The sequence below is a fragment of the Demequina aestuarii genome (assembly GCF_000975095.1).
GTDB lineage: Bacteria > Actinomycetota > Actinomycetes > Actinomycetales > Demequinaceae > Demequina > Demequina aestuarii.
The window spans coordinates 190,373-213,361 of the sequence record NZ_BBRD01000002.1; the positions used below are offsets into that span (position 1 = coordinate 190,373).

The window sequence follows — 22,989 nt, forward strand, 5'->3', positions numbered from 1 at the left end:
CCGGCGTGATCGTCACTGCAGGCGCACGACGGTTCGCGCGCCTTGGCAGGCATTCGGAGCAGCCGATGCGGCGGTTGGGTCCGTGCGACCCGAACCGAGAGGCGGACCTACAGGTCGGGCGCCATGTCGGCGAAGTGCGCGTAGTCCTTCTTGAACGCGACGGCGATGGTGTCTGTGGGGCCGGCGCGGTGCTTGGCGACGATGAAGTCGGCCTCGCCGGGGCGGTTGTCGCGGTCGTAGGCGTCGTCACGATGGAGAAGAATCACGATGTCGGCGTCCTGCTCGATCGCGCCCGACTCGCGCATGTCCGAGAGCATCGGCTTCTTCTCCGTGCGCTGCTCAGCACCGCGGTTCAGCTGCGAGATCGCGATCACGGGGACCTCGATCTCCTTCGACAACAGCTTGAGGGCACGAGAGAACTCGGAGACCTCTTGCTGACGCGACTCGACCTTGCGGCCGGAGCTCATGAGCTGAAGGTAGTCGACGACCACCAGCTCGAGCCCGTGCTGCTGCTTGAGCCGGCGGCACTTGGCGCGGATCTCCATGAGCGACATGTTGGGGGAGTCGTCGATGTACAGCGGCGCCTTCGACACTTTGGCTGCTGTCTGGGCGAGGCGCTCCCAGTCGTTGGGCCCCATCGGACCCTTGGTGAGCTTCGAGAGCTTCACGCCGGCCTCTGCGGAGAGCATGCGCTTGGTGATCTCCTCGCGGCTCATTTCGAGCGAGAAGATCACCGACGGCTTGCCGTGCTTGATGGAGGCCGAGCGCGCGATGTCGAGACCGAGCGTCGACTTTCCGATCGCGGGACGGGCGGCCAGGACGATCATCTGGCCGGCCTGGAAGCCGCCGGTCAGCTCGTCGAGGTCGCGGAACCCCGTGGGGATGCCCAGCATCTGGCCGTCGCGGTTGGAGGACGCCTCGACCTGCTCGAGCGTCTGCTCCATGACGTCGCCGATGGCGAGGTAGTCCTCGGAGTTGCGCCTCTCGGTGACAGAGAAGATCTCCGCCTGCGCGCCGTCGACCACCATGTCGACCTCGGCGCCGTCGGAGTCGTAGCCCATGGCCGCGATCCGCGTGCCGGCCTCGACGAGCCTGCGCAGGATCGACTGCTCGCGCACCAGACGGGCGTAGTAGCCGGCGGAGGCCGCCGACGGCACCACGGCGATCAGCGTGTGGAGGTACTCGGCGCCGCCGATGCGTCCCAACTGGTTGGTGCGCTGAAGCTCGGCGCTCACCGTCAGGGCGTCGACCGGGTCGCCGGCGTTGTACAGCTTGACCGCGATATCGAAGATGGTCTCGTGGGCCGGCTTGTAGAAGTCGTCGCCACGGACGGACTCGATGACGTCCGCCATCGCGTCCTTGGACAGCAGCATGGAGCCGATCACGCTCTGCTCCGCCTCGACGTTCTGAGGCGGGAGACGGTCGTACGTGTTGCGCTCCGGGCCATAGGCCGCTTCGAGCTCATCAACCGACATGCGTTTGGGGTCTCCCTGTCACTGCTGATTCCGGGCCGCGTGTGTCGCGGCGTCATTGCTACGAGTGTCCCTCGTCGGTCTGACACGCCAAGATATGAGTCCCGGCGCGGCGGCACAACTCGCGCGCCGCGTGACCGGTGGACAACCCGTGGAGACACGCCGTATTCACAGTGGACGACCTGTGGACAAAGGGCGCGCGGCCCTGTGGAGGAACATGTGGATGAACGGTCCCGTATGTCCCCGACGTCGTCACTACCAGGGATTACGAGGGCACTATCGCTGGGGAAAAGAGTGGGAGAAAAGTCGTCGGCGTGTCGCACGTGGGCGTGTCGGAGTGACGTTTTCCACACCCGCGCGTCGTCCCTGGTGAACGGCCCCCTCCCCGCACCCCGCACCCCGATGCCGTCGGCCGCCGCCGACCATTCGTGCATCGACCCGTCGCGACCGAGCAGCGCGGCCCGGGAACGGCAAAGGCCCCGGTCGGCGGCCCCCAAGGGGCCGCCGACCGGGGCCGGCGCGGTGCTGACTGCTCAGCGCTGCGAACTACTTTGCTGCGACCACCTGGAGTTCGACGTTGGCGGTCACCTCGTCGTGCAGGGCGACCTGCACGGTGTAGGTGCCGGTCGTCTTGATCGCCTGGCCGATGTGGATGCGACGCTTGTCGACCTTGGCACGGTCGCCGATGGCATCCGCGACGTCGGCCGGGGTGACGCCGCCGAACAGACGACCGGAGTCGCCCGCCTTGGCCTCGACCTTGACGGGGTTCGCCTGCAGCGAGTCACGGGCCGCCTGGGCCTCCTCGACGCTGGCGATCTCCTTGTCGCGACGCGCCTTGCGCATCGAGTCGATCTGCTTCTCGGCGCCAGCGGACCACGGGGTGGCCAGCTTGCGGGGGACCAGGAAGTTGCGGGCGTAACCGTCCTTGACGTCGACGACGTCGCCGGCGATTCCGAGACCGGAGACCTCGTGGGTCAGAATGAGCTTTGCCATATCAGACCCCCGATCAGCGGCCGGAGCCGGCGTAGGGCAGCAGCGCCATCTCGCGTGCGACCTTGATCGCACGCGCGATCTCGCGCTGCTCCTGGGTCGACACGCCAGTGACGCGGCGCGAGCGGATCTTCCCGCGGTCGGAGATGAACTTGCGCAGCAAGGCGGTGTCCTTGTAGTCGACGGTGCTGACCTTGGCGGCCTTGAGCGGGTTCACCTTCTTGCGGGGCTTACGAATGTCGTGCTTGGGCATTGTGGTACTCCTGAAGTGGATCAGTGCTTTAGAACGGGGGCTCGTCAGACGCGGGGGCCGTGGCCCACGGGTCGTTCGAGGAGCCGCCTGCCGGCGCGGAGCCGCCACCGCCACCCGAGAATCCGCCCTGGCCGCCGGAGCCGCCAGAACCTCCTGAGCGCTGCGTGCGCGTCACCTTGGCGGTGGCGTAGCGCAGGCTCGGGCCGACCTCGTCGACCTGGATCTCGTTGACAGTGCGCTTCTCACCGTTTGCCTCCCACGATCGCGACACCAGGCGGCCGGTCACGATGACCCGCATGCCCTTCGTGAGGGATTCGGCCACGTTCTCCGCGGCCTCGCGCCACAGAGAGCAGCGCATGAACAGGGTTTCTCCGTCTTTGAACTCGTTCGTCTGTCGATCGAACGTGCGCGGGGTGGACGCCACCGTGAAGTTGGCGACGGCTGCGCCGGACTGGATGAATCGCAGTTCCGGGTCGCCCGTCAGATTTCCCACGATGGTGATCGGAGTCTCGCCTGCCATGTGAATCCCTTAAGTGTCGTGTCGTGTGCGGTTGCAGTCGGGAGAGTCGCTACTTGGCTTCGGGGCGCAGCAGCTTGGTGCGAAGAATCGACTCGTTGAGGCCGAGCTGACGCTCGAGCTCCTTGGCCGTGGCGGACTCCGAGGTGAAGTTGATCACCGCGTAGATGCCATCGTTCTTCTTCTTGATCGGGTAGGCCAGGCGACGACGGCCCCAGATGTCGAGCTTGTCGATCGTGCCGCTGTCTCCCGTGATCACCTTCAGGTACTTGTCGAGCGACGGCTGAACCGTCCGCTCGTCTACCTCTGGGTCGAGAATGACCATCATTTCGTACTGACGCATCGAATACCCACCTCCTCTGGACTAATGCGGCCACGGACGTTCCGTGGCAGGAGGGTTGATGCCTTGAGGCCCACTCGCCATGGAAGCGCGCGGGCCAGCGACAAGGATACCGTGCGTGGGGGTCGCAGGGGAATCGTGCGTCCGCAGGTAGCGTGGGTGCGGTGAGCAACAGACGGCCGATGCGCGTGGAGCAGGTCTCGAACGACCGCTTCCTGGAACTGGCGAAGGCCTCCGGCGAGCCAGTGCCGATCGAGCAGTCCCCGGCGTGGGACCCCTATGACGAGGCCGTGCCCGCGCGCGCCTTCTGGCGGCGGCTGGCCGTGGCCGATGGGGACGGGCCGGTGGCCGTGATCGCGCTCACCGAGTACACCGGCCGCGGGTTCCAGTACCTGTGGGCCAAGCATGGCCCCCTCTGGATCGGGGAGCAGACTCCCGACGCGGAGCGCGCGCTTCGCGAGGCGCTGTGCGGCTACATCGCGGCGGAGGCTCCCCACGTCGTGTTCGCCCGCCTCCACGCCCGTCACCCCGCCTCGGACCTCCACGAGCTGCTGCAGACCGTCACCTACGACCGCACCGTCGTGATCGACCTGACGCCCGAGGAGGACGACATCTTCGCGTCGTTCGCCAAGCGCCGTCGCACCGGCATCCGCAAGGCCCTGCGGGACGAGAGCTTCGACCTGACCGACGAGTCCGGCCTCAGCCGCGAGGCGTTCGGCGAGCTCTACCGGATCTACGAGGAGACCGCGGAGCGGGATGACTTCGGCATCTACGACGCCGACACGTACTACGCGATGGTCGCGGCGCTCGGAGAGCACGCGCGCGTGTTCGTCGCGCGCCGCACCGACGCGGGCACAGACGACGCTCCGGCCGAGCCGGGCCGCGCAGTCGCCTGGGTGATCGTCACCACCTACGACGGCAAGGCGACGAGCTACTACGCTGGCGCGAACCATGAGGCGCGCGGCACCAACGCGGTGATGCTTCTCCGCTGGCACGTGATGCGGGTGCTCAAGGCCGAGGGCATTCACAGCTACGACCTCATGGGCGTCGACTCCGCTCGCGCGCCGCAGCTGAAGAGCGTGGGCGACTTCAAGCGACAGTTCGCGGACGAGACAGAGGTGGACGGTGCGTGGGACGTGCCCGTCAAGCGGTGGCGCTACCGCGCCCTCGTGCTCGCGCTGCGAGTCAAGCGCCTGTTGCGCCGCTGACCCCGGTCGACACTGATCCCCAGCGAGCCAGCGCATCGGCCGTCGGCGGATCGCGCGCGCCGGCAGTCGCTGAGCGCCGAATCCGGCACGATGTCAGCGCTCAGTGACTGCCGCGACGCGCGGCTCGCCCGGCGACTGCTCGCCCGGCGACTAGGGCTCCGGAGTCGGCGTCGGCGCAGCCGTGGGCTCGGGCAGTCCCGTATCTGACGGCTCGGGCTCGGGCTCCGGCTCGGGCTTCTCCGGCTTCTCCGGCTTCTCGGGCTTGGGCTCCTTCGAGGGCTCCGGCTTCGGCTCCTCGGTCTCGGTCGGCGTGGGGCTCGGCTCCGGGGGAGGGGGCTCGCTGTTGGCGACCTCGCCCACATTGGCGCGCGGCGGGAAGTCCACGACCTCCATGGGCTCCAGGATCGGCTCCATCATCCAGGTCCACACGCGCGCCGGAATGGTGGACCCGGTGATCTGATCGAATCCCCCGAAGGGCGTGATCTGCTCAGCAGAGCCGTCCTCACCCACTTGATACAGGGAGACCGATCCGACGATCTGCGGCGAGAATCCCACGAACCACGCGGAGCGGTTCTCGTTGGACGTTCCGGTCTTGCCCGCGAGCGGCCGGCCGATCTGGTTGGCGAACTCGCCGGATCCATACCGCACGACCTGCTGCATCGCGTACGTGGTGTCGGCCATGACGTCCGCCGCGAACACCTGCTCGGACTCGACCTCATGCTCGTAGACCACGTCGCCGCCGGAGTCGGTCACGGTCTGCACCATGAAGGGCTCCGTCCGCACGCCGGCGTTGGCGATGGTCGCGTAGGCGTGCGCCATGTCGATGGCGTGAGGCGAGGCGGTGCCCAGCACATTGGACGCGTTCGGCTCGAGGCCCAGCGTCTCCTCGGGGAGCCCCGCCTTGATCGCGGTCTCCATCACCACCTGCGGCGTGACCTCGAGGCCCAACTGCACGTAGGCGGTGTTGACCGAACTCTGGGTCGCGCGCACCAGATCGATGTAGCCGTAGTCGACCCCACCGAAGTTGCGCACCGGACGGTCGAAGCCCTCGAACTCCATCTCGTTGTTGGAGAGGTACTCGGTCTCGAGGCTGATCCCCCGCTCGAGAGCGCCGATGAGCGCGAAGGGCTTGAACGTCGATCCGGCCTGGGCGACGTCCTGGGTCACGGCGTTGCGCTGGATCTCCAGGTAGTCGGGCCCGCCATACATCGACGTCACCGCACCGGTGGCGGCATCCATGGTCACGGCCGCGACCCGCAGGTTGTCGGCATGATCCTCGGGCATCTGCGCCACGGCCTCTTCGGCCGCCCGCTGGTGCTCGGGCACGATGGTGGTCGTGATCCGGTAGCCGAGCGACTCGATCTCCTCCTGCGAGGCTCCGGTGCGCTCGACGACCTCGTCCATGGCCTCCCGCAGGATGTAGCCCTGCGTCCCCGCGAACACGTCCGCGTTCTCGTACTCGATGGGCTCGGGGAACTGCGTGATGTCGTCCCGCTCGTCCTGGGTCAGGAACTTCGCGTCGACCATCCCGTCGAGCACGTAGTTCCAGCGCTGCTCGGCGCGCTCGGGGTCGACGCGGGGATCCCAGTTGCTGGGCGCCGGAATGATGCCCGCGAGCATGGCCGACTCGGACAGGGTCAGGTCCGCGGCGGGCTTGCCGTAGTACTGCTCGGCTGCGGCCTGAATGCCGTATGCGCCGCGGCCGAAGTAGATGGTGTTGAGGTAGTTGCCCAGCACCTCGTCCTTGGACTGCTGCTGGTCGATCTTGAGCGCCAGCAGCGTCTCTTCGATCTTGCCGGGAATCGACGTGGTGGTCTCACCCACGTAGTACCGCTCGACGTACTGCTGGGTGATTGACGAGCCGCCCTGCTGCTCGTTCAACACCACGGTGCGGAACAGCGCGCGGGACATGCCCACCACGTCGATGCCGGGGTTGGTGTAGAAGCTGCGGTCCTCTGCGGCGACGACCGCGTTGCGTGTGTGCTCCGGGATGTCCTCGAACGCGACGACCTCGCGGTTGGCGACGCCGAGGCGTCCCATCTCGGTCTCGCCGTCCGCGTAGTAGAAGGTCGAGGCCTGGGCCTGAGCGAAGTCGTCGGGCTCGGGCACCTCGAGGCTGACGTACTTGATGATCAGCGCGATGAGCCCGATCAGCGCGACCGCGAGGCCCGCGATCAATGCGCCGAAGCCGATACGGCGCAGCCAGAACTTCCAGCGAGGCTGATCCGCGCGGGAGGTGCGCTTGCCGCCGCCGCCCTTGCCTCCACCCTTGCCACCCTTCGCGGCGCTCTTCGGCTTGGCCTTCGACGCGCTGGATCTCGACGCGGCGGTGCCGCCGGCGCCGGTTCGCGGCTTGGCCGCGGAGCTCTGGCGCGCGGACGCATTGACGGCGCTCACCGAACTCCACGGCGGAATGCCATTGGCGGGAGCACCGGAGGAGTCGCGCCTCACGCCCGTGGAGGCGCGCGTCGGCTGCGCTCCGGTGGTGGAACGCGTGCTTCTGCGCTGCGGGGTCGTGCCCTGCGGCCTGCTCGAATCGGTCACTGTCTTCTCACCCTAGGGAGATCGGGGCGAGCCAAGGGGACGGCCCGCCGTGGCATCGGCGCTTGGGACGCGGCCGATGCGGTGGTCACGTCAGTAACGCGCGACGACGTCGAATCGTGGCGCGGCTGGCGCGCCCTCGCACAAGAACGCTAGCCGATGTATCGTGTCGATACAACCAAATGCTATGGTGAGCGTCTGCCACGGCCGTCGCCGCCCTGGCAGCACCCGCATCGGGCATCGAACGAGAGGAGGGCCCGTGGCCAAGACCGACGTCCTGTCGCTGGCAATCCTCGGCATGCTCTCCGAGCAGCCGCTGCACGGCTACCAGATCCGCAAGCGGCTCGGCAACGAGCTCGGACCGTTCCGTGCCCTCAGCTACGGCTCGCTCTACCCGTGCCTCAAGCGCATGGTCGGCGAAGGCCTCATCGCCACCGACGACCGTGACGACGCCGCGATCCGCGCCACCGCCTCCAAGCGCTCGCGCATCTCCTATCAGCTGACCGACGCAGGGCACGCTCGCCTGGCGGAAGAGCTGGCGAGCTCGGGCGCCTCGTCATGGGACGACGACGCCTTCGACGTGCGCTTCTCGATGTTCGAACGCACCGACTCCGTGACCCGCCTGCGCATCCTTGAGGGACGCCGATCGCGCCTCGCCGAGCGGCTCGAAGAGGTCTCCGAGGGCCTCCAGCGCGTGCGCGAACGTCACGACGCCTACACCACTGAGCTTCACCGCCACGGCCTCGAAAGGGTCGAGCGGGAGGTCGAATGGCTTGACCGGCTCATCGAGAACGAACGATCCGCGACCCGCGGAGACACCAACAACACCGCTTCCGCGGGCAACAACTAAGGAGAAATCATGGCTGCACTTCGCGTCGCCATCGTCGGCGTCGGAAACTGCGCGACGTCCCTCGTCCAGGGCGTGGAGTTCTACAAGGACCGCGTCGCAGGGGAGACCGTCCCCGGCCTCATGCACGTCCAGTTCGGCGACTACCACATCTCGGACATCGAGTTCGTGGCAGCGTTCGACGTCGACTCGCTGAAGGTCGGCAAGGAGCTCGTCGAGGCCACTCAGTCCTCCGAGAACAACACCATCAAGATCTGCGACGTCCCCAAGACGGACATCCAGGTGCAGCGCGGCCACACGCTCGACGGCCTCGGCAAGTACTACAGGGAGACCATCGTCGAATCCGACGACGCCCCCGTGGACATCGTGAAGGTGCTGCGCGAGACCAAGGCCGACGTCCTGGTCTGCTACCTGCCCGTGGGCTCAGAAGAGGCCGCCAAGTTCTACGCCCAGTGCGCCATCGACGCGAATGTCGCGTTCGTCAACGCTCTGCCCGTCTTCATCGCCTCCGACCCCGTGTGGGCCAAGAAGTTCGAGGACGCTGGCGTGCCGATCGTGGGCGACGACATCAAGTCCCAGGTGGGCGCCACCATCACGCACCGCGTCATGGCCCGCCTGTTCGAGGACCGCGGAGTCACGCTGGACCGCACGTACCAGCTGAACGTCGGCGGCAACATGGACTTCAAGAACATGCTCGAGCGCGACCGTCTCGAGTCCAAGAAGGTCTCGAAGACCCAGGCCGTGACCTCCAACCTCGAGGGCTCGCTCAAGGACCTCAAGGACTCGCGCGACGTGCACATCGGCCCGTCCGACTACGTGGCCTGGCTCGACGACCGCAAGTGGGCCTACGTGCGCCTCGAGGGCCGCGCGTTCGGCGAGGTGCCCCTCACACTCGAGTACAAGCTCGAGGTGTGGGACTCGCCCAACTCCGCCGGCATCATCATCGACGCGATCCGCGCCGCGAAGATCGCCAAGGACCGCGGCGTCGGCGGCCCGATCCTCTCGGCCTCGACGTATTTCATGAAGTCGCCGCCCGTGCAGATGGAAGACACCAAGGGCCGCGTCCAGCTCGAGGCCTTCATCGCCGGAGACGTCGAGCGGTAGAACTCGCGCGCTAGCCGCACGCAGAAGGCCCGGTCACCGCACGGTGACCGGGCCTTCTGCTGTGTCAGGTGGTGGCGTGGCTCACGCCACTGCGTTGACCGCGCTCACGCGGCCGCGCCATGTGCGCTCACGCGACCTCGCGCTCGATCGCGGCGGGGATGGGCGTCTCGCCGCTCACGGCCTCCCACTGCTTGCCGGCCGATGCGGGCTGGTCCAGGCAGTCGGCGAGCACGTGGGCCACGTCGGCACGCGGGATCTGGCCCTGGTCGACGGACTCGGACAGGGCGATCTTGCCGGTCGCCGCGCCGTCGGTGAGTCCGCCGGGGCGGATGATGGTCCACGACAGCCCGGAGTCGCGCAGTGCCGCATCGGCGTCGCGCTTCGCGTCGACGTAGGCCTTCCACACGGGCTCGGTGTCGTCGGGCACGGGGTTGTCCACGCCGAAGGCGGAGATCTGCACGAACCGCTCGATGCCAGCAGCCTTCGCGCCTGCGATCGACTTGAGCGATCCCTCGAGGTCGACGGTGCGCTTGCGATCGATGTCGCCGTCAGGGCCGCCGCCGGCCGCGAACACCACGGCGTCGCAGCCCTCGAAGGCCTGGGCGAAGTCCTCCTCGGACGCCGCCTCGATGTCGAGCATCCGTGGCTCGGTTCCCATGGCTGCGAGATCGAGCAGCTGCTGCTGCTTGCGAGCCAGGGGGACGACGGTCTTGCCCCGTCCCTTCAGGATCGGAATGAGGTGGAGGGCGATCTTGCCGTGGCCGCCCACAATGGCGATGCGCTGAGGTGTGTTGGTCATCCCCCCACCCTCCCTCTTTCACCGTCGCGATGCACGTTCGTTCGCGCTCAGTGGAAGTCGGAATCGAGCGCGCCGTCCCATGAATTACGCGAGTGGCTGGCAGACCTCGGTCACATATTCGTCCTCGCTGGCCGTCTCTTCGGTGACGAGGTAGCGATTGAACGCCTTGCTGGCGACCGTTCCGTCGTTCCTGACGACCAGGTTTTCGCTGGAGATACGCGCGTTCATGAGATCGTGAGCCCCGCTGATCTGCGCGTAGGGCCCATGCACTTGCGCGACGAGGCAGTCCCGCTCCGGCAGCTCAAGGATTTCCAACGGGGCCTCGACGCTGGTGCCTGGCGCCACTGGCAGGAAGATCGACAGGTCGACATCGCGTTCGGTGTACTCATCGTCGTGCTCGATGACGCCGCACGACCCGAGGGGAGTGAGGCCTTGGGCCGCGAGTGCGGGCGTCATCTGCTCCCACAGCTGACCTTCGTCGGAGTAGGTCGGAACGATGCCGCGTACCGCGACGACAGTCATCGCGGGGAATGTGACGCGGCTGAGGGTGATGGACATATGTGATTCTCCTTGGTCGAGCAAGCGGCTGATGAGGGAGAGCCGTCCCTGGGCAGTGCGCAGCTCCTCGGCGAGGCTGTCGCGCTGCAGTTGCAGTGCGTGAAGCCATGCCGGGGTGCCGCGGGCAGCGAGGAGGGCGCCAATGGCAGAGACGCCGAACCCGATGTCGCGCAGGTTCCGGATGTCGGCGGCGTCGGCGAGCTGGTGCGGCGAGTAGTGGCGGTATCCGGTCCACGGGTCGACATCAGCGGGCACCAGCACGGCATGGGCGTCGTAGTGCCGCAACATCCGTACCGACAGTCGGCTCAGCGAACTGAACTGACCTATCGTCATGAGGTGGGTGGTCTCGGCCATGAACACATGGTGGCGCCTCACACCATGTCAGGGTCAATCCTCGACGAGGAGTCCTCGCCGACAGCCACGGCAGCGACCACGCAGCGACAGAACCGGTCGGACGGGTCCGAACTGATCTAGTGGGCGGCGCGGCGTGAGGCCATCAGCACCACGCCGAGCGCCGCCATCATCCCGCCACCTGCGGCGCGCACACGTGCCACCCGCCGAGGAGATGAGGCGACCCAGCGACGCGCACCGGAGGCCGCGAGCGCCCACACGCTGTCGATGAGCAGCGCCATCAGCGCGAACACGACGCCAAGGACGAGGATCTGCGGCCACGCTGGACCGCGCGCGGCATCGACGAACTGGGGCAGGACGGCCACCATGAACACCAGCGTCTTGGGGTTCGTGACGCCCACGAGGAACGACTCAGAGAGCGCGCGCCGCGTGCTGAGGCGATCAAGGTCGCGAACCGCGTCACCCGGGGGCTCGGCTGCGGTCGGAAGCGCGAGGCCGTCGTGACGATGCCGGATCGCCTGGACCCCCAAGTACACGAGGTAGAGGCCGCCCGCGAGCTTCAGCACCGTGAAGGCCGTGGCAGACGCCGCGACGAGCGCGCCCACGCCGGCCGCCACCGCCACGGCGTGCACCACGAAGCCGCCGGCGTTGCCCGCTACCGAGAGCAGCGCGCCGCGGCGGCCGTGCTGGAGGGCACGCCCCACGATGAACAGCACGCTGGGCCCAGGGATCGCGACGAGCACGGATGCCACGGCAACGAAAGCGAGCAGCCTATCCCAGGCGATCATGCGCTCAGGCTAGTGCGCGCATCGGCCGTCTGGAAGGTCCCGGCAGTGCCGGTGCCAGCTCCTGCGGACGGCCGATGCGCGGTCAGCGACCTACTGCGTGGGCGCGGGGGGCTGGGGAGGCAGGTAGCCACCCGGTGCCTGGCCGGGCTGCGCCTGGCCGTACTGCGCCTGCCCATACCCGCCGTACTGACCGCGCTCTGCGGCCTTGGGGTCGGCGCCCCACCGGTTGGCGCCCTGCTGGGAGTCCATGAACGCCATGATCAACGGCACGATGCCCAGGCTCACGAGGTTCAACCACAGCCAGTGGCCGGACTGTCCCATGTCGTGCAGTCGGCGCGCCCACGCGGCGTAGACCGGAATGATCAGCGCGAGGTTCACCAGGATGACGATTCCCAGCACCACGAAGTAGACCGCGAGCCCGGCGCCGGACGGGTCGGGGTCGAGCTCGGACGTCGGGAGCACGGTCAGCGCCGTCACCATCGTGATGCCGAAGCTGACGGTCCCCACGAATATCGTGAAGAGGTAGAAGAGCCAGAACTCGGCGCGACGCGCTCTGCCCTCGAACGTCGCGTACTTGCTGAAACAGGTCTTGATTGCTGTGCCGAATCCCACGGTGAGTCCCCTCAACGGTCGAATAGATGTGTGCCGCCACCGGCGCCTGGTCGCGAGCGTAGCGGGTTCTCCCCGCGCGCGACGTGCCTGGACGGCCGGGCGATTCTGCGCCCAGGTGCGCCACGCTGCCGTGGCGCGGGCGCGATGGCCCCGCCCGCGCATCGGCCGCAAGGAAGGGCGCGCCGTGCCGCCCTCGCGTCTGGCCCTAGGCTGACGCCATGTCGTTCGCGCGCGATCTCTCCCGGCTGTGGCGCTCGGACGGGTTTCGCCGCCTGACGTATGTGCGGCTGCTCTCTCAGGGCGGCGACGGGATGTTCCAGGTGGGCATCGCGGCGGCCTTCTTCTTCGACCCCACGACGGCGGCGAGCCCCGGGGCCATTGCGGCGGGGTTCGCGGTGCTGCTGGCGCCGTTCACTCTGGTCGGGCCGTTCGTGGGGCCGCTCATCGATCGATGGCAGCGGCAGCGCATCCTGCTGGTGGGGAACATGGTGCGGCTGGCCCTGGTGGCCTCGCTGTGCGCGCTGCTGGTGGCGAACGCTCCGGTGTGGACGCTGTACCTCGTCGCTCTCCTCACCCTCTCGGTCAACCGGTTCCTGCTCGCGGCCATGTCCGCCGGCATCCCGCGCGTGGTCGCGACCGAGGACCTGCTCGCGGCCAACGCGATCCAGCCCACGCTCGGCACGGTCGCGGCCGCCATCGGAGGCGCCATCGGAGGGATCGTGACGTTCGTTGCGCCCCAAGCCTCGGACGCCAGCCTCGCGTTCGCCGCGCTGATGGCTGGCGGCATCGCATTCGGCCTCGCCTCGTGGGCGACACTGCTGCTGGGGCGCCGTTCGCTGGGTCCCGTGCACCCGCTCGAGCAGCTGCGGCTGCGGGCGCAGGTGCGCGAACTCGGCACGGAGCTCAGCACCGCCGTTCGCTACCTGCACGCACGCGTGACGCCGTTCCACGCGCTGCTGGTGATGGCGGCGCAGCGGCTGCTGTACGGGGTGATGTTCGTCGCGTCCATTCTGATCTCTCGCCACGTGCTCGGCGACCCTGACCGGCCCGAACAGGCGCTGGGGAACTTCACGCTCGTGATCGCCTTCGCCGCCGTCGGGTTCGGGGCCGCCGCGGTGCTGACCCCGGTGTTCGGGTCGCGCTTCACCCGTCACCAATGGATCGTGCTGTGCCTCGGGGTGGGCGCCGTGGGCCAGACCGCCCTGGCGCTCTCCATGGAGCCCTGGTCGCTCTTCACCGCCGCCGTGGTGGTGAGCTTCGCGGTGCAGGGTGCCAAGATCGCGGTCGACACGATCGTGCAGCGCGACACCGAGGACGAGGTGCGCGGTCGCGCCTTCACTCTCTACGACATGGCGTACAACGTGGCGTTCATCTCCAGCGCGGTGATCGGCGGCCTGGTGCTTCCGGACGACGGCTACTCGCGAGCCGTGATGGCCGTGCTGGTGGCGCTGTACGTGGCGACGGCGCTGGCGTTCGCCCGCGCGCCGCGCGAACCCGCGCCGGTCCCTGCGCGCTGACCCCCAGCCGTCGGCACCCCACACCCCGAGCCCAAAGTAGGAACCTGGCGACTCGTCTTTGCGACCTCCCGCACCCTGGAGGAACATGAAGACTCATCGCTCAGGTCGAACGCCGCTTCAGCACATCCAATGCCACTGCACGGCACCAATCCGGCCGGTTCATGACGTCCACAAACGAGAACCTCACTGTGAGGACGCCTCTCGTCGCGAGTAGCGCGTCTCTCCTGCGATCGCGCCGTTGGGCGGCCGCGTCGGAGTGGCTCCCGTCCCCGTCTACCTCGAAGGCGGTGCCCGACTTGGCGTGGAAGGCATCGATGCGAAACGACTGCCCGGCGACCCTGACACGATGCTGAAGAATCACGCTGGCGAATGCGTCACCCGTGAAGACCCTGGTGACGGCCCGCTCTTCGAGGTAGCTCTCGACGCCCTTGGCAGCCAGGCCGAGCATCCCCAGCAGGGCGCGACGCCCACGGGCACGAGGCAGGCGATCCAGGTGGGCGATGGCACGCTCCGCCGACACGCCGTTCGCACAGGCTCGGTAGACCAGGTCTGCCCGCGTCCGGTGTGGCTCGCGTGCAAACGCGTGGATCAACGCGTCCGCGGGCCCCACCAAGGTAAGGCCCGCGCCGGCATCGAATCGCTCGCACGGAACCGTCTGGCTGGTGACGTGCAGCCACGGCACGACGGATCGGTGGCAGCCCCGCGGCACCACGAGTCCAACCTCTTCGGCACCCTCTCCGAGCACGCCCCACTCGACCAGGGCGGCGCGCCCCGTCACGGCGGACCCCGCCGGTGCCCACCGTGATGCCGCACGGGCTCTCACCTGACGCGAGTCTGTGTGCATGGCGAGCGAGTAAAGGTCGGGAAGCACGCGGACCAACTCGCCACGGCCCAGGGCTCCCGTCAGGCGATTCCTGCTCATCACGCGTAGAAGCTCCGACCGGCTCCAGGGCCCGATGCCGTCAAGTAGCCGGTGCAGCTCTGAGTTCATGCGCTCCGGTCTAGCCCGTCATCGCGCCCAGCGGCGCCCGGGTCGACGCCGCCTGTGGAGGAGCATGTGACCCCATGAGTCCTGGACTTCCTACAGGAGTCGGTCGGTCCAGGAAACGAGTCCCGACGTTCCTACTTGGGAAGGGGAGGTGCGGGTGGGGTCGTCGGCGGGAGCGGGGTGGACAACGGCGGGGTGGACGGCACGGCGGCCGATGCGACGGCCATCAGTGCGTTCGTCGTCGCGCCCAGCGCGAGCACCAGTCCCGACAACGCGCCGAGCGAGTCGGCCGCGAGCGACGCCGCGGCGATCACGAAGACCAACAGCACGGGCGCAGCACCGAACGCGAGCATCAGCCAGGGGCGTGACCGCCGGTGCGGCGATGCGACACGGTGAGCGACGACGATCACCGCGATCGCGCACACCAGCCCGAAGAGACCCAGCGTGGGCATCGCGAAGCGGCCGACGACATCCGTCAAGAACCCGTCGCTGAAGCCTCCGTCAAGCGCGAAGCCGATGCCGAAGAACGCTGCGGCGGCCGAGGCCAGACCGCCCGGGACGGCCATCAGCCACGTCAGGGTCCGCAATGGATACCGCCGCGCGACATCGGCTCGAGCATCGGGGCGGGTCAGCCAGACCAGGCCGTACGCGAGCGCCACCAGTCCGGCGACCGCCGGCACGGCGAAGACGACCAGGAAGATCATCCGGCGTTCCTGTCCGCCCACCAGGCCAGCAGCTCCGATCGAGCCCGTTCCTCGTCGAGGGGTCCGTGCTCCATCCTCAGCTCGAGCATGTGGTGGTACGCCGCGCCCACGTCGCGCCCGGGGCCGATTCCGAGGATCTCCATGATCGCGTTGCCGTCGAGGTCGGGGCGGATCGAGTCCACCTCCTCGCGCTCACGCAGCTCGGCGATGCGCTGCTCGAGGTCGTCGTACGCGAAGGACAGACGGTCGGCCTTGCGCCGGTTGCGCGTCGTCACGTCCGCCCGGGTCAGCCGATGCAGGCGCTCCAGCTGGTCTCCGGCATCAGTGACATAGCGGCGCACCGCGGAATCTGACCAGCGTGCGTCGGCGTAGCCGTGGAACCTCAGGTGCAGCCCGACCAGGTGCGAGACCGCGCGAGTCGTGTCCTTGTCGAATCGCAGCGCCTTCATGCGCTTGGCCGTCATCTTGGCGCCCACCACCTCGTGGTGGTGAAAGCTCACGCCGCCCCCCGGCTCGAGCCGGCGCGTGGGGGGCTTGCCGATGTCATGCATCAGCGCCGCCAGGCGAAGCACCAGGTCGGGAGCCGGCACCGGTCCGTCAGCACCCGTCTCCAGCGCGATCGCCTGGTCGACCACCGTGAGCGTGTGCTCGTAGACGTCCTTGTGGTGGTGGTGCTCGTCGACCTCGAGCTGCAGCGCGGGCAGCTCGGGCAGCACGTGTGCCGCCAGGCCGGAGTCGACCAGCGCCCCGAGGCCCGCGCGTGGAGAGGCGCCCAGCATCAGCTTGGTCAGCTCCTCGCGCACGCGCTCGGCGGACACGATGCCGATGCGCTCGGCCAGTCGAGACATCGCGGCGAACGTCGCCGGCTCGATGTCGAAGCCGAGCTGCGACGCGAAGCGCGCGGCCCGCATCATGCGCAGCGGGTCGTCGCCGAAGGAGACGTCGGGCTCGATCGGGGTGCGCAGCAGCCCGCCACCCAGATCCTCGAGCCCGCCGTGCAGGTCGACGAGCTCGCGCGACGGCAGCCGCACCGCCATCGCGTTGACCGTGAAGTCGCGCCGCGCCAGGTCGCCCTCGAGCGAATCGCCGAAGGCCACCACCGGCTTGCGCGTCTCGCCGTCGTACTCGTCGGCGCGGAACGTCGTGATCTCCACCACGAGGTCGCGGCGTCGGCCGCCGATGGTGCCGAACTCTCGACCCATGTCCCACGTGGAGCGAGTCCACGTCCGCAGCAGCCGCTCCGTGTCATCCGGTCGTGCCGACGTGGCGAAGTCGAAATCGGAGGACGACCGGCCCAGGAACGCGTCCCTGACCGGTCCGCCCACCAGTGCGAACTCGTGGCCGGCCGCGTCGAATACCTCCGCCAGCTCGAGGATGGAGGCGGGCAGCGCCTCCCATAGGGACGCGGCACGGCGGCGCAGCACGTCCATGGGGGGCATGGGGATGGGGTCAGTCACGTGCACCAGCATCCCAGACACCGGCCCGGTGGCCCTCACCAAGCCCTCACCGCGCGGCCTGCTCCGGGTCCCGGCGCGCCTCGTTAGAGTTGGCGCATGCCCCATCCGTCCGATCCGCGCCCCGGAGCGACACCCCGCCCACCGGCGGGGCACTCGCTGCGCCAGCGGCGGGCCGGTCAGGCCAGGGGCGACGGCCATGTGCTGCGGGCGGCGCAGCTGCCCGTGTCGAACGAGACATCTGCGGGCGGCATCGCGGTGAAGGTCGAGGATGGTGTGGCTCTCGCCGCCTGCATCGGCCGCCGCAACCGCGCGGGTCGCCTCGAGTGGTGCCTGCCCAAGGGCCACATCGAGGGCGTCGAGACCCCGGAGGAGGCCGCGATCCGCGAGGTGGCGGAAGAGACCGGCATCGACGCCGAGGTGATCCAGCCCATCGGCGTCATCGACTACTGGTTCACGGGCGACGATCGCCGCGTGCACAAGGTCGTCCACCACTTCCTCCTCGAAGCAAAGGGCGGCATCATCACCACCGAGAACGATCCCGACCACGAGGCCGAGGTGGCCGACTGGATTCCTGTCGCCGACCTCGGCAGCCGTCTTGCGTTCCCCAACGAACGCAAGATGGCGCAGGTGGCGGCCCAGCTGCTGGCGATCCCGACGTGAGCCGTATCGTCGCCGCGCTCGCGGCGAGCCTCGTCCTGCTGACCGCCGCCGCACCCGCGGCGGTCAGCGCCGAGCTCCCTGAGCCCAGCGCCTCCCCGTCTGCGTCGGCCGATGCGCTGCCCCCGGAGACCATCGAGCCGACGGGCATGCTCACGGCACGGCTGGTGGATCTCGCCTCCCCGGCCCTGGACCCGTCGTCGCGCCTGACTGCGACCATCACGGCCACGAATCGGAGCTCGCTGCCCGTCGACGACGTGGTGGTGGAGCTCAGGCTCACCGAGCAGCCGCTCGGAGACCGCGAGGCGCTCGACGCCTTCCTCGCCGACCCCTCCACCTTCTCCTCGCGGCTCGCAGCGCAGCAACCCGAGCCGCCGGAGGAGACCGCCGCCGAGACCGCGGCATCCACTCCGGCGGACCTGCCGGGCGTCGTCGGGGCCGAGGACGACGTGGAGGCCGAGCCGGAGCCAGTGGGGGTCACGATCGCCGCAGGGACCTCGCGCACCGTCACCATCGGCGCGAGCCCGTCAGAACTCGGACTGCCCGCCGGGCGCTGGGGTGTCTACGGTGCCGTGCTCACCCTGCAGACGGCGAACGGTCCCATCGCGGTCGACGCCGTTCCGCTCACGTGGCAGGGCGCGGCGGTGCCCGAGCTCACGCTCACGACGCTCTCGACCGCGGCGGGCACCCAGAACCGGGTCGCCAACCAGCTCGGCGCCTCCAATGTCGCGGGGGTCACCACCGCGGTCGACCCCGCTCCTGTGACCAACGCGATGGCCTTCGACTCCGGGTTGGTGGTGCGCGAGTCGTGGCGCCTCGCGAGCGGATCTCCTGACCTCACCTCTCTCGCACACGCAGGCGAGACGACGCTCATGGATCTGGCCCTGTCGGTGCCCGCGGGCACCAATCTGGCGAGCATCGGGAGCGCGCCGTGGCTCGCGGTGCCTGCCGCGCTCGACGCAGCGAGCACGAACGCGGCTTCCGCCCTCGGCGCGGGTGCGGTCCTCGCCCTGCCGGAGGCAGAGGGCTTCGAGGATCTCGAGGAGCAGGCCGATGCGGCAGTCGCCCGGGCGGGCGACGCCTTGGTGCTGGTGCCCGATGCGAGCCTCAGCCGGGCGATCGCCCAATACCGGCCCGGGACCGAGGCGGCCCAGGCGCGTGTGATCGCCGAGTCCGCTCTGCTCGCCGACGAGGCCGACGGCGCGCCGGTGCTCGCGGTGCTCGACGACTCATGGCGCCCGGGCTCTTCCGCGCCTTCGGACGTCCTCGAGTCGCTCATGACCGCGCCGTGGGTGGACCCCCTCCCGGTCTCGGCGCTGCTCGAGACGGACGCTGACCCGGTGACGCTGCCCGCCACCTTGGGGACCGATGCCGACCTCGCCGTGAACGACGTGGCGGCGCTGGCCGCTGCACTCGTGGAGCTCACCACGCTCTCGTCTGCGACCACGTCTCCGTCCGCAGCCCTCGCCGATTGGGGAACCGACCTGCTCCAGGGCGCCGCAGTGAGGTACCGCAGCAATCCCGGACTGCGCGGTGCTGCGGTGAGTGCCGCTCTCGCGCGCGTCGATGCCACGCTGGCATCGCTGCGGATCGCCGAGAGCTCGGACCTGAACCTGCTGGCCGAGTCAGGGGAGATCCCCGTGACCATCGTCAATGGGCTCGATCACGACGTGGACGTGCGGGTCGACCTGACCAGCTTCTCGCCCAACCTCCAGGTGCTGGCGAGCCCCACGATCACCGTGCCCGCCGGGGCAGAAGGCGCCGCGCTCGTGCCGGTCGAGGCGGTGTCGAGCGCGAATGTACGGGTGGCGGTCGTGCTCCGCAGCACGGACGGCCTGCCGGCGAGCGACGCGCAGACGTTCGCGGTCCGCGTGCGTGCGGATTGGGGCAACGCCGCCACGGCCGTGTTCTCTGTCCTGCTGGTCCTGCTGCTCGTCGCCGGATTGGTGAGGACCGCCCGCCGCGGCCGACGGGACACGCGCGCCGAACCCGCGCCGGCTCCTACCACCGAACCCGATGGCGACACCGAGAACGTCCCCTTCGAGGACGGCGACGACGACGGTGAGGCCGCCGGCGATCTCGACAGCGATGAGCCCGACGAGGACGCCTCGCACACCTCCCCCGGGACCGGACGTGACTGAACCGCCCGAGAACGCATCGGCCGGATCGCCGGAACCCCGCCCGCGCACCTCGCTGCGCCGCTCCTCGGCCATCATGGCCTCCGGCACCGCCACGTCGCGAGTGCTCGGGCTGGTGCGCAGCATGCTGCTGGTCGCGGCCATCGGCCTGAACGCCGACGCGGCGAACGCGTACGACGCGGCGAACCGGCTGCCCAATGCGTTCTTTGCGATCCTCGCCGCGGGAGTGCTCAACGCCGCGCTGGTGCCACAGATCGTGAAGGCTCTTCATCGCGAGGGCGGGGAGCGCACTGTCGATCGGATCCTCACCATCGGCGGGGTCATCACGCTGGGCGCCACGATCGCGTTCACCGTCACGGCGCAGGTCTGGGTAGCGGCCTATACCGACAACTGGTCACCGGAGCTGCTCGCCCTCGCGACCGCCTTCGCGTACTGGTGCATCCCCCAACTGTTCTTCTACGGCCTGTACACGCTGCTGGGCCAGGTGCTCAACGCGAAGTCCCAGTTCGGGCCGTTCATGTGGGCTCCGGTGCTGAACAACATCGTGTCGATCGCGGGACTGCTCGCCTTCCTCGCGTTCTTTGGGCCGTTCGACGAAGCCAACCCGCTCGCACCCGAGGAGTGGACTCCCGGCGCGATCGCTCTCATCGGCGGCACCGCCACGCTGGGCATCATGGCGCAGGCGCTCATCCTCATCATTCCGCTGGTGCGAGGCGGCTACCGCTGGCACTGGCGATGGCGCGGCCCCAAGGGAGAGCTCACCGTCATCGGCCGCGTCGCCGCGTGGGCCCTTGCCGCCGTGGGCGTCGAGCAGGTGGGGGTGCTGCTCGTCATGCAGGTCGCGTCTGCGGCGGCGACGGCACCGGGCGCCGACGCCGGCGGTGAGATCGCGGGCAATGCCGCCTACACCCAGGCGCTGTCGCTCTACCTGGTGCCGCACTCGGTGATCACCCTCTCGCTGGTGACCGCGATGTACACCGCAATGGCGGGACATGCCGCACGAGGTGACATGGCCTCTCTTCGGGGAGACCTCTCGCGCGGTCTGAGAACTGCGGGAGTGCTCACCGTGTTCACCACCGCAGCGATGATCCTCTTCGCGCCGTACGTCGCGCGGGTGGCGCTGCCCACGGCGACCTCGGAGGAGGTCCAGTCAGTCGCCTGGGTCATGAGCGCGATGGTGATCGGACTCGTGCCGCTGGGCGCGACGGTGCTGTTCAAGCGCGTGTACTTCGTGCTCGAAGAGGCGCGCTCCATCTTCTTCATGCACATCCCGATGACGATCGCGTGGGTCGGGGTGGCCTGGGCGTTCCGGCTGTGGACCGAGCCGCGCTGGTGGACCGTCGGCGTGGGCCTCGGTCTCGCGGTGTCGAACCTCGTGGGCGTGGTGCTCCGCGCAGGTGGGCTGAGCAGGCGACTGGGGGGACTCGATGGCCGGCGCATCCTCGCGGTTCACTCCAAGGCGGCGATAGCCGCCGTGGGGGCGAGCGCGGTCGTGTGGGTGCTGCTGAGGTACGTCCCCCCCGCGACCCAGTTCTCGGGACTGGACGGAGTGCTGACGTCCCTGCTGGTGGTCCTGGCTGGCGGTGTGGTGATGCTCGCGCTGTACGCGGGCGGCCTGTGGCTGCTCCGTGTTCAGGAGGCCCGGGACGCCGCTCGTCCGCTCCTGCGCCGTCTCCGTCGCGGTTAGGATGGAATCTCCCCGCTAGGGGACAGGCGACACCGGGGAGATGAGACGTGGAGGCAGGAGCGACGCTGGGTCGCCGCTTCATTCTGCGTCGCCGTGAGCCCCACGATCTTCCGGGCGTGGACCGGTGGATCGCTCACGATGAACGCCGGGACGTCGAGGTCACCGTCGACGTCCTCGCGTCGCTCGCCCCCTCGGCCGTCCGCCGCGCCGCGGTGCGAGCCGCGCAGGTGAGGGATGTCCGATTCGCTCGGGTGATCGCGTCCGGTCGGGAGACGGTGGGCGACGAGCGGATCACGTACGTCGTCTCCGAACGCCCCGTCGGGCTGTCCATCGCCGAGGTCGCGGGCCACCGCATCGTGCCTCCGCGCCTCGCGTCGTCCATCATCGGCGAGGCGGCCCGCGCCCTCACGGTCGCCGCCGCCGCGGGCGTGCACCACGGATACCTGCGTGCCTCATCCATCACCGTGACGCCGGCGGGTCGGATCATCGTCTCCGGGCTCGACGCCGAAGGCGAGCTCGCGACGCAGGCTGGCCTCGGGCGAGGACATTCGGAGCACTCCGATGCGGTCGCGCTCGGGCGCCTCCACCTCGCTCTGCTCACCGGCATGGATCCCGATGCGGTCACGGCCGCAGACGTCCCAGAGACTCTTCCCTCTCCCGCACGCACCCTTGCGCTCGCCACGGTGGCGGGCACGGGTCCGCAGACGCTCGCCGAGATCGTCCGGGCCGCAGGTCCGGCCGATGCGGCGGCGCTGCGGTCATTGCGTGGAGCCATGCGCGGGATGCCTCGCGCGCCCAGCGCCGGAGCGACGGCCGCGCCGCCGACGGCCGCGCCAGCGGTCGCCGTCACCCACGACACGCTCGCCCACGCGGAACACGATGCCGCAGCCGCGATCGCCGCGGGACTCGCCGTCCCCGAGGTCGCGCAGGAGGTCCGCACCGACCACGTCGACCGGGCCGCCATGCTCGCGGAACAGGCGGAGGATGGCCGCGTCCCCGTGCCCCCAGAGGTCGCCGCGCAGTACTCGAAGCACACTCGGCGCGCGGCCGCCCGTCAGGCCGACGAGCCACTCGCGCTCGAGACGTGGCAGGAGATCGCGTCCGAACAGAACGCCGACGTCCCGCCCTCTGCCGCGCAGGCCCTGCTGGAGCGGCTCGAGCGCCGGTGGCCGGACTCGGCCGCGCTCGGCACGGCCTTGGAACGCGCCCGCCATCGTGCCCAGCGACCTGCTCCGCTCAATTCTGGTCCGGTGCTCGTCGGGGTCTTCCTCGCCATCACCGTGGTCGTCGCCATCGTCGCCCTGTCGATGCTGCTGTCGCCCTTCGAGCCCGACTTCGACCGGCGGAACAATCCACCCCCCAGCTACCCGGAGTTCACCTATACGCCGTCTCCCTCGCCTAGCGTGTCCGGGGACGGCTGACCGTCGCATCGGCCCACTGCGGATGAGGGAAGAACCACCG

The 22,989-nt window shown here is 69.2% G+C and carries 21 protein-coding genes; 8 read left to right on the top strand and 13 right to left on the bottom strand.

What is annotated here, in order from left to right; all coding sequences use genetic code 11:
- Nucleotides 1-107: 107 nt before the first annotated feature.
- The 5 genes from dnaB to rpsF all read right to left on the bottom strand — a co-directional run bounded on the left by dnaB (nucleotide 108) and on the right by rpsF (nucleotide 3,575).
- Complete coding sequence (gene dnaB / locus AOP72_RS12495) at nucleotides 108-1,475, bottom strand: replicative DNA helicase (RefSeq protein ID WP_062137722.1); 1,368 nt, start codon at nucleotides 1,473-1,475, stop codon at nucleotides 108-110.
- Nucleotides 1,476-2,018: 543 nt separating this feature from the next.
- Nucleotides 2,019-2,465: a 50S ribosomal protein L9 gene (rplI, locus tag AOP72_RS12500; RefSeq protein ID WP_062137724.1), complete on the bottom strand. Its 447-nt coding sequence runs from the start codon at nucleotides 2,463-2,465 to the stop codon at nucleotides 2,019-2,021.
- Nucleotides 2,466-2,478: 13 nt separating this feature from the next.
- Complete coding sequence (gene rpsR / locus AOP72_RS12505) at nucleotides 2,479-2,715, bottom strand: 30S ribosomal protein S18 (protein ID WP_062137727.1); 237 nt, start codon at nucleotides 2,713-2,715, stop codon at nucleotides 2,479-2,481.
- A gap of 28 nt (nucleotides 2,716-2,743) precedes the next feature.
- Nucleotides 2,744-3,235, bottom strand: a complete 492-nt coding sequence (locus AOP72_RS12510; protein WP_062137732.1) for a single-stranded DNA-binding protein — start codon at nucleotides 3,233-3,235, stop codon at nucleotides 2,744-2,746.
- A 49-nt stretch (nucleotides 3,236-3,284) separates the two neighbouring features.
- The gene (gene rpsF, locus AOP72_RS12515; protein ID WP_062137734.1) at nucleotides 3,285-3,575 is read right to left on the bottom strand and encodes a 30S ribosomal protein S6; all 291 of its coding nucleotides are present in this window, start codon (nucleotides 3,573-3,575) and stop codon (nucleotides 3,285-3,287) included.
- A gap of 161 nt (nucleotides 3,576-3,736) precedes the next feature.
- On the opposite strand from rpsF, the gene AOP72_RS12520 reads away from it, so the two are divergent.
- The gene (locus AOP72_RS12520) at nucleotides 3,737-4,780 is read left to right on the top strand and encodes a lipid II:glycine glycyltransferase FemX (protein WP_152650420.1); all 1,044 of its coding nucleotides are present in this window, start codon (nucleotides 3,737-3,739) and stop codon (nucleotides 4,778-4,780) included.
- 150 nt (nucleotides 4,781-4,930) lie between these two features.
- Here AOP72_RS12520 and AOP72_RS12525 read toward each other — a convergent pair whose 3' ends face one another.
- The gene (locus tag AOP72_RS12525) at nucleotides 4,931-7,177 is read right to left on the bottom strand and encodes a transglycosylase domain-containing protein (protein ID WP_062137740.1); all 2,247 of its coding nucleotides are present in this window, start codon (nucleotides 7,175-7,177) and stop codon (nucleotides 4,931-4,933) included.
- Between the two features lie 403 nt (nucleotides 7,178-7,580).
- On the opposite strand from AOP72_RS12525, the gene AOP72_RS12530 reads away from it, so the two are divergent.
- Complete coding sequence (locus AOP72_RS12530; RefSeq protein ID WP_238581701.1) at nucleotides 7,581-8,171, top strand: PadR family transcriptional regulator; 591 nt, start codon at nucleotides 7,581-7,583, stop codon at nucleotides 8,169-8,171.
- Between the two features lie 9 nt (nucleotides 8,172-8,180).
- Nucleotides 8,181-9,272, top strand: coding sequence for an inositol-3-phosphate synthase (locus AOP72_RS12535; RefSeq protein WP_062137743.1), 1,092 nt, complete (start codon nucleotides 8,181-8,183; stop codon nucleotides 9,270-9,272).
- 127 nt (nucleotides 9,273-9,399) lie between these two features.
- On the opposite strand, the gene AOP72_RS12540 is transcribed toward AOP72_RS12535, so the two are convergent.
- From AOP72_RS12540 to AOP72_RS12555, 4 genes are all read right to left on the bottom strand, one after another.
- Complete coding sequence (locus AOP72_RS12540; protein WP_062137745.1) at nucleotides 9,400-10,071, bottom strand: SDR family oxidoreductase; 672 nt, start codon at nucleotides 10,069-10,071, stop codon at nucleotides 9,400-9,402.
- 84 nt (nucleotides 10,072-10,155) lie between these two features.
- The gene (locus tag AOP72_RS12545) at nucleotides 10,156-10,983 is read right to left on the bottom strand and encodes a MerR family transcriptional regulator (RefSeq protein ID WP_062138082.1); all 828 of its coding nucleotides are present in this window, start codon (nucleotides 10,981-10,983) and stop codon (nucleotides 10,156-10,158) included.
- Between the two features lie 116 nt (nucleotides 10,984-11,099).
- A complete protein-coding gene (locus AOP72_RS12550) occupies nucleotides 11,100-11,768 on the bottom strand; it encodes a LysE family translocator (protein ID WP_062137748.1) in 669 nt (222 codons plus the stop codon).
- 90 nt (nucleotides 11,769-11,858) lie between these two features.
- Nucleotides 11,859-12,380 (bottom strand): DUF805 domain-containing protein, encoded by a 522-nt coding sequence (locus AOP72_RS12555; protein ID WP_062137751.1) that lies wholly within the window; start codon nucleotides 12,378-12,380, stop codon nucleotides 11,859-11,861.
- 218 nt (nucleotides 12,381-12,598) lie between these two features.
- Here AOP72_RS12555 and AOP72_RS12560 point away from each other — a divergent pair, with 218 nt between their 5' ends.
- Nucleotides 12,599-13,897 carry an MFS transporter gene (locus AOP72_RS12560; RefSeq protein WP_062137754.1) on the top strand — a complete coding sequence of 433 codons (1,299 nt, stop codon included), beginning with the start codon at nucleotides 12,599-12,601 and terminating at the stop codon, nucleotides 13,895-13,897.
- Between the two features lie 100 nt (nucleotides 13,898-13,997).
- On the opposite strand, the gene AOP72_RS12565 is transcribed toward AOP72_RS12560, so the two are convergent.
- The 3 genes from AOP72_RS12565 to AOP72_RS12575 form a co-directional block, all read right to left on the bottom strand.
- Nucleotides 13,998-14,822, bottom strand: a complete 825-nt coding sequence (locus tag AOP72_RS12565; protein ID WP_152650421.1) for a hypothetical protein — start codon at nucleotides 14,820-14,822, stop codon at nucleotides 13,998-14,000.
- A gap of 197 nt (nucleotides 14,823-15,019) precedes the next feature.
- A complete protein-coding gene (locus AOP72_RS12570; RefSeq protein WP_062137760.1) occupies nucleotides 15,020-15,589 on the bottom strand; it encodes a hypothetical protein in 570 nt (189 codons plus the stop codon).
- Nucleotides 15,586-17,058, bottom strand: a complete 1,473-nt coding sequence (locus tag AOP72_RS12575; protein ID WP_062137763.1) for a CCA tRNA nucleotidyltransferase — start codon at nucleotides 17,056-17,058, stop codon at nucleotides 15,586-15,588. The genes AOP72_RS12570 and AOP72_RS12575 overlap by 4 nt, the downstream gene beginning before the upstream one ends.
- A gap of 84 nt (nucleotides 17,059-17,142) precedes the next feature.
- On the opposite strand from AOP72_RS12575, the gene AOP72_RS12580 reads away from it, so the two are divergent.
- The 4 genes from AOP72_RS12580 to AOP72_RS12595 are packed head-to-tail and all read left to right on the top strand — an operon-like array spanning nucleotide 17,143 to nucleotide 22,949.
- Complete coding sequence (locus AOP72_RS12580; RefSeq protein ID WP_084631953.1) at nucleotides 17,143-17,706, top strand: NUDIX hydrolase; 564 nt, start codon at nucleotides 17,143-17,145, stop codon at nucleotides 17,704-17,706.
- Nucleotides 17,703-19,844 (top strand): DUF6049 family protein, encoded by a 2,142-nt coding sequence (locus AOP72_RS13675; protein ID WP_062137765.1) that lies wholly within the window; start codon nucleotides 17,703-17,705, stop codon nucleotides 19,842-19,844. The genes AOP72_RS12580 and AOP72_RS13675 overlap by 4 nt, the downstream gene beginning before the upstream one ends.
- Nucleotides 19,837-21,528 carry a murein biosynthesis integral membrane protein MurJ gene (gene murJ / locus AOP72_RS12590; RefSeq protein ID WP_062137768.1) on the top strand — a complete coding sequence of 564 codons (1,692 nt, stop codon included), beginning with the start codon at nucleotides 19,837-19,839 and terminating at the stop codon, nucleotides 21,526-21,528. The genes AOP72_RS13675 and murJ overlap by 8 nt, the downstream gene beginning before the upstream one ends.
- Nucleotides 21,529-21,575: 47 nt before the next feature.
- Complete coding sequence (locus AOP72_RS12595) at nucleotides 21,576-22,949, top strand: protein kinase family protein (protein ID WP_062137771.1); 1,374 nt, start codon at nucleotides 21,576-21,578, stop codon at nucleotides 22,947-22,949.
- Nucleotides 22,950-22,989: the final 40 nt, after the last annotated feature.

Excerpts from the sequence above, each read along its gene's own strand:
- dnaB (WP_062137722.1), bottom strand. The coding sequence starts at position 1,475 with ATGTCGGTTGATGAGCTCGAAGCGGCCTATGGCCCGGAGCGCAACACG.
- rplI (WP_062137724.1), bottom strand. The coding sequence starts at position 2,465 with ATGGCAAAGCTCATTCTGACCCACGAGGTCTCCGGTCTCGGAATCGCC.
- rpsR (WP_062137727.1), bottom strand. The coding sequence starts at position 2,715 with ATGCCCAAGCACGACATTCGTAAGCCCCGCAAGAAGGTGAACCCGCTC.
- AOP72_RS12510 (WP_062137732.1), bottom strand. The coding sequence starts at position 3,235 with ATGGCAGGCGAGACTCCGATCACCATCGTGGGAAATCTGACGGGCGAC.
- rpsF (WP_062137734.1), bottom strand. The coding sequence starts at position 3,575 with ATGCGTCAGTACGAAATGATGGTCATTCTCGACCCAGAGGTAGACGAG.
- AOP72_RS12535 (WP_062137743.1), top strand. The coding sequence starts at position 8,181 with ATGGCTGCACTTCGCGTCGCCATCGTCGGCGTCGGAAACTGCGCGACG.
- AOP72_RS12540 (WP_062137745.1), bottom strand. The coding sequence starts at position 10,071 with ATGACCAACACACCTCAGCGCATCGCCATTGTGGGCGGCCACGGCAAG.
- AOP72_RS12545 (WP_062138082.1), bottom strand. The coding sequence starts at position 10,983 with ATGGCCGAGACCACCCACCTCATGACGATAGGTCAGTTCAGTTCGCTG.
- AOP72_RS12550 (WP_062137748.1), bottom strand. The coding sequence starts at position 11,768 with ATGATCGCCTGGGATAGGCTGCTCGCTTTCGTTGCCGTGGCATCCGTG.
- AOP72_RS12560 (WP_062137754.1), top strand. The coding sequence starts at position 12,599 with ATGTCGTTCGCGCGCGATCTCTCCCGGCTGTGGCGCTCGGACGGGTTT.
- AOP72_RS12570 (WP_062137760.1), bottom strand. The coding sequence starts at position 15,589 with ATGATCTTCCTGGTCGTCTTCGCCGTGCCGGCGGTCGCCGGACTGGTG.
- AOP72_RS12575 (WP_062137763.1), bottom strand. The coding sequence starts at position 17,058 with ATGCTGGTGCACGTGACTGACCCCATCCCCATGCCCCCCATGGACGTG.
- AOP72_RS12580 (WP_084631953.1), top strand. The coding sequence starts at position 17,143 with ATGCCCCATCCGTCCGATCCGCGCCCCGGAGCGACACCCCGCCCACCG.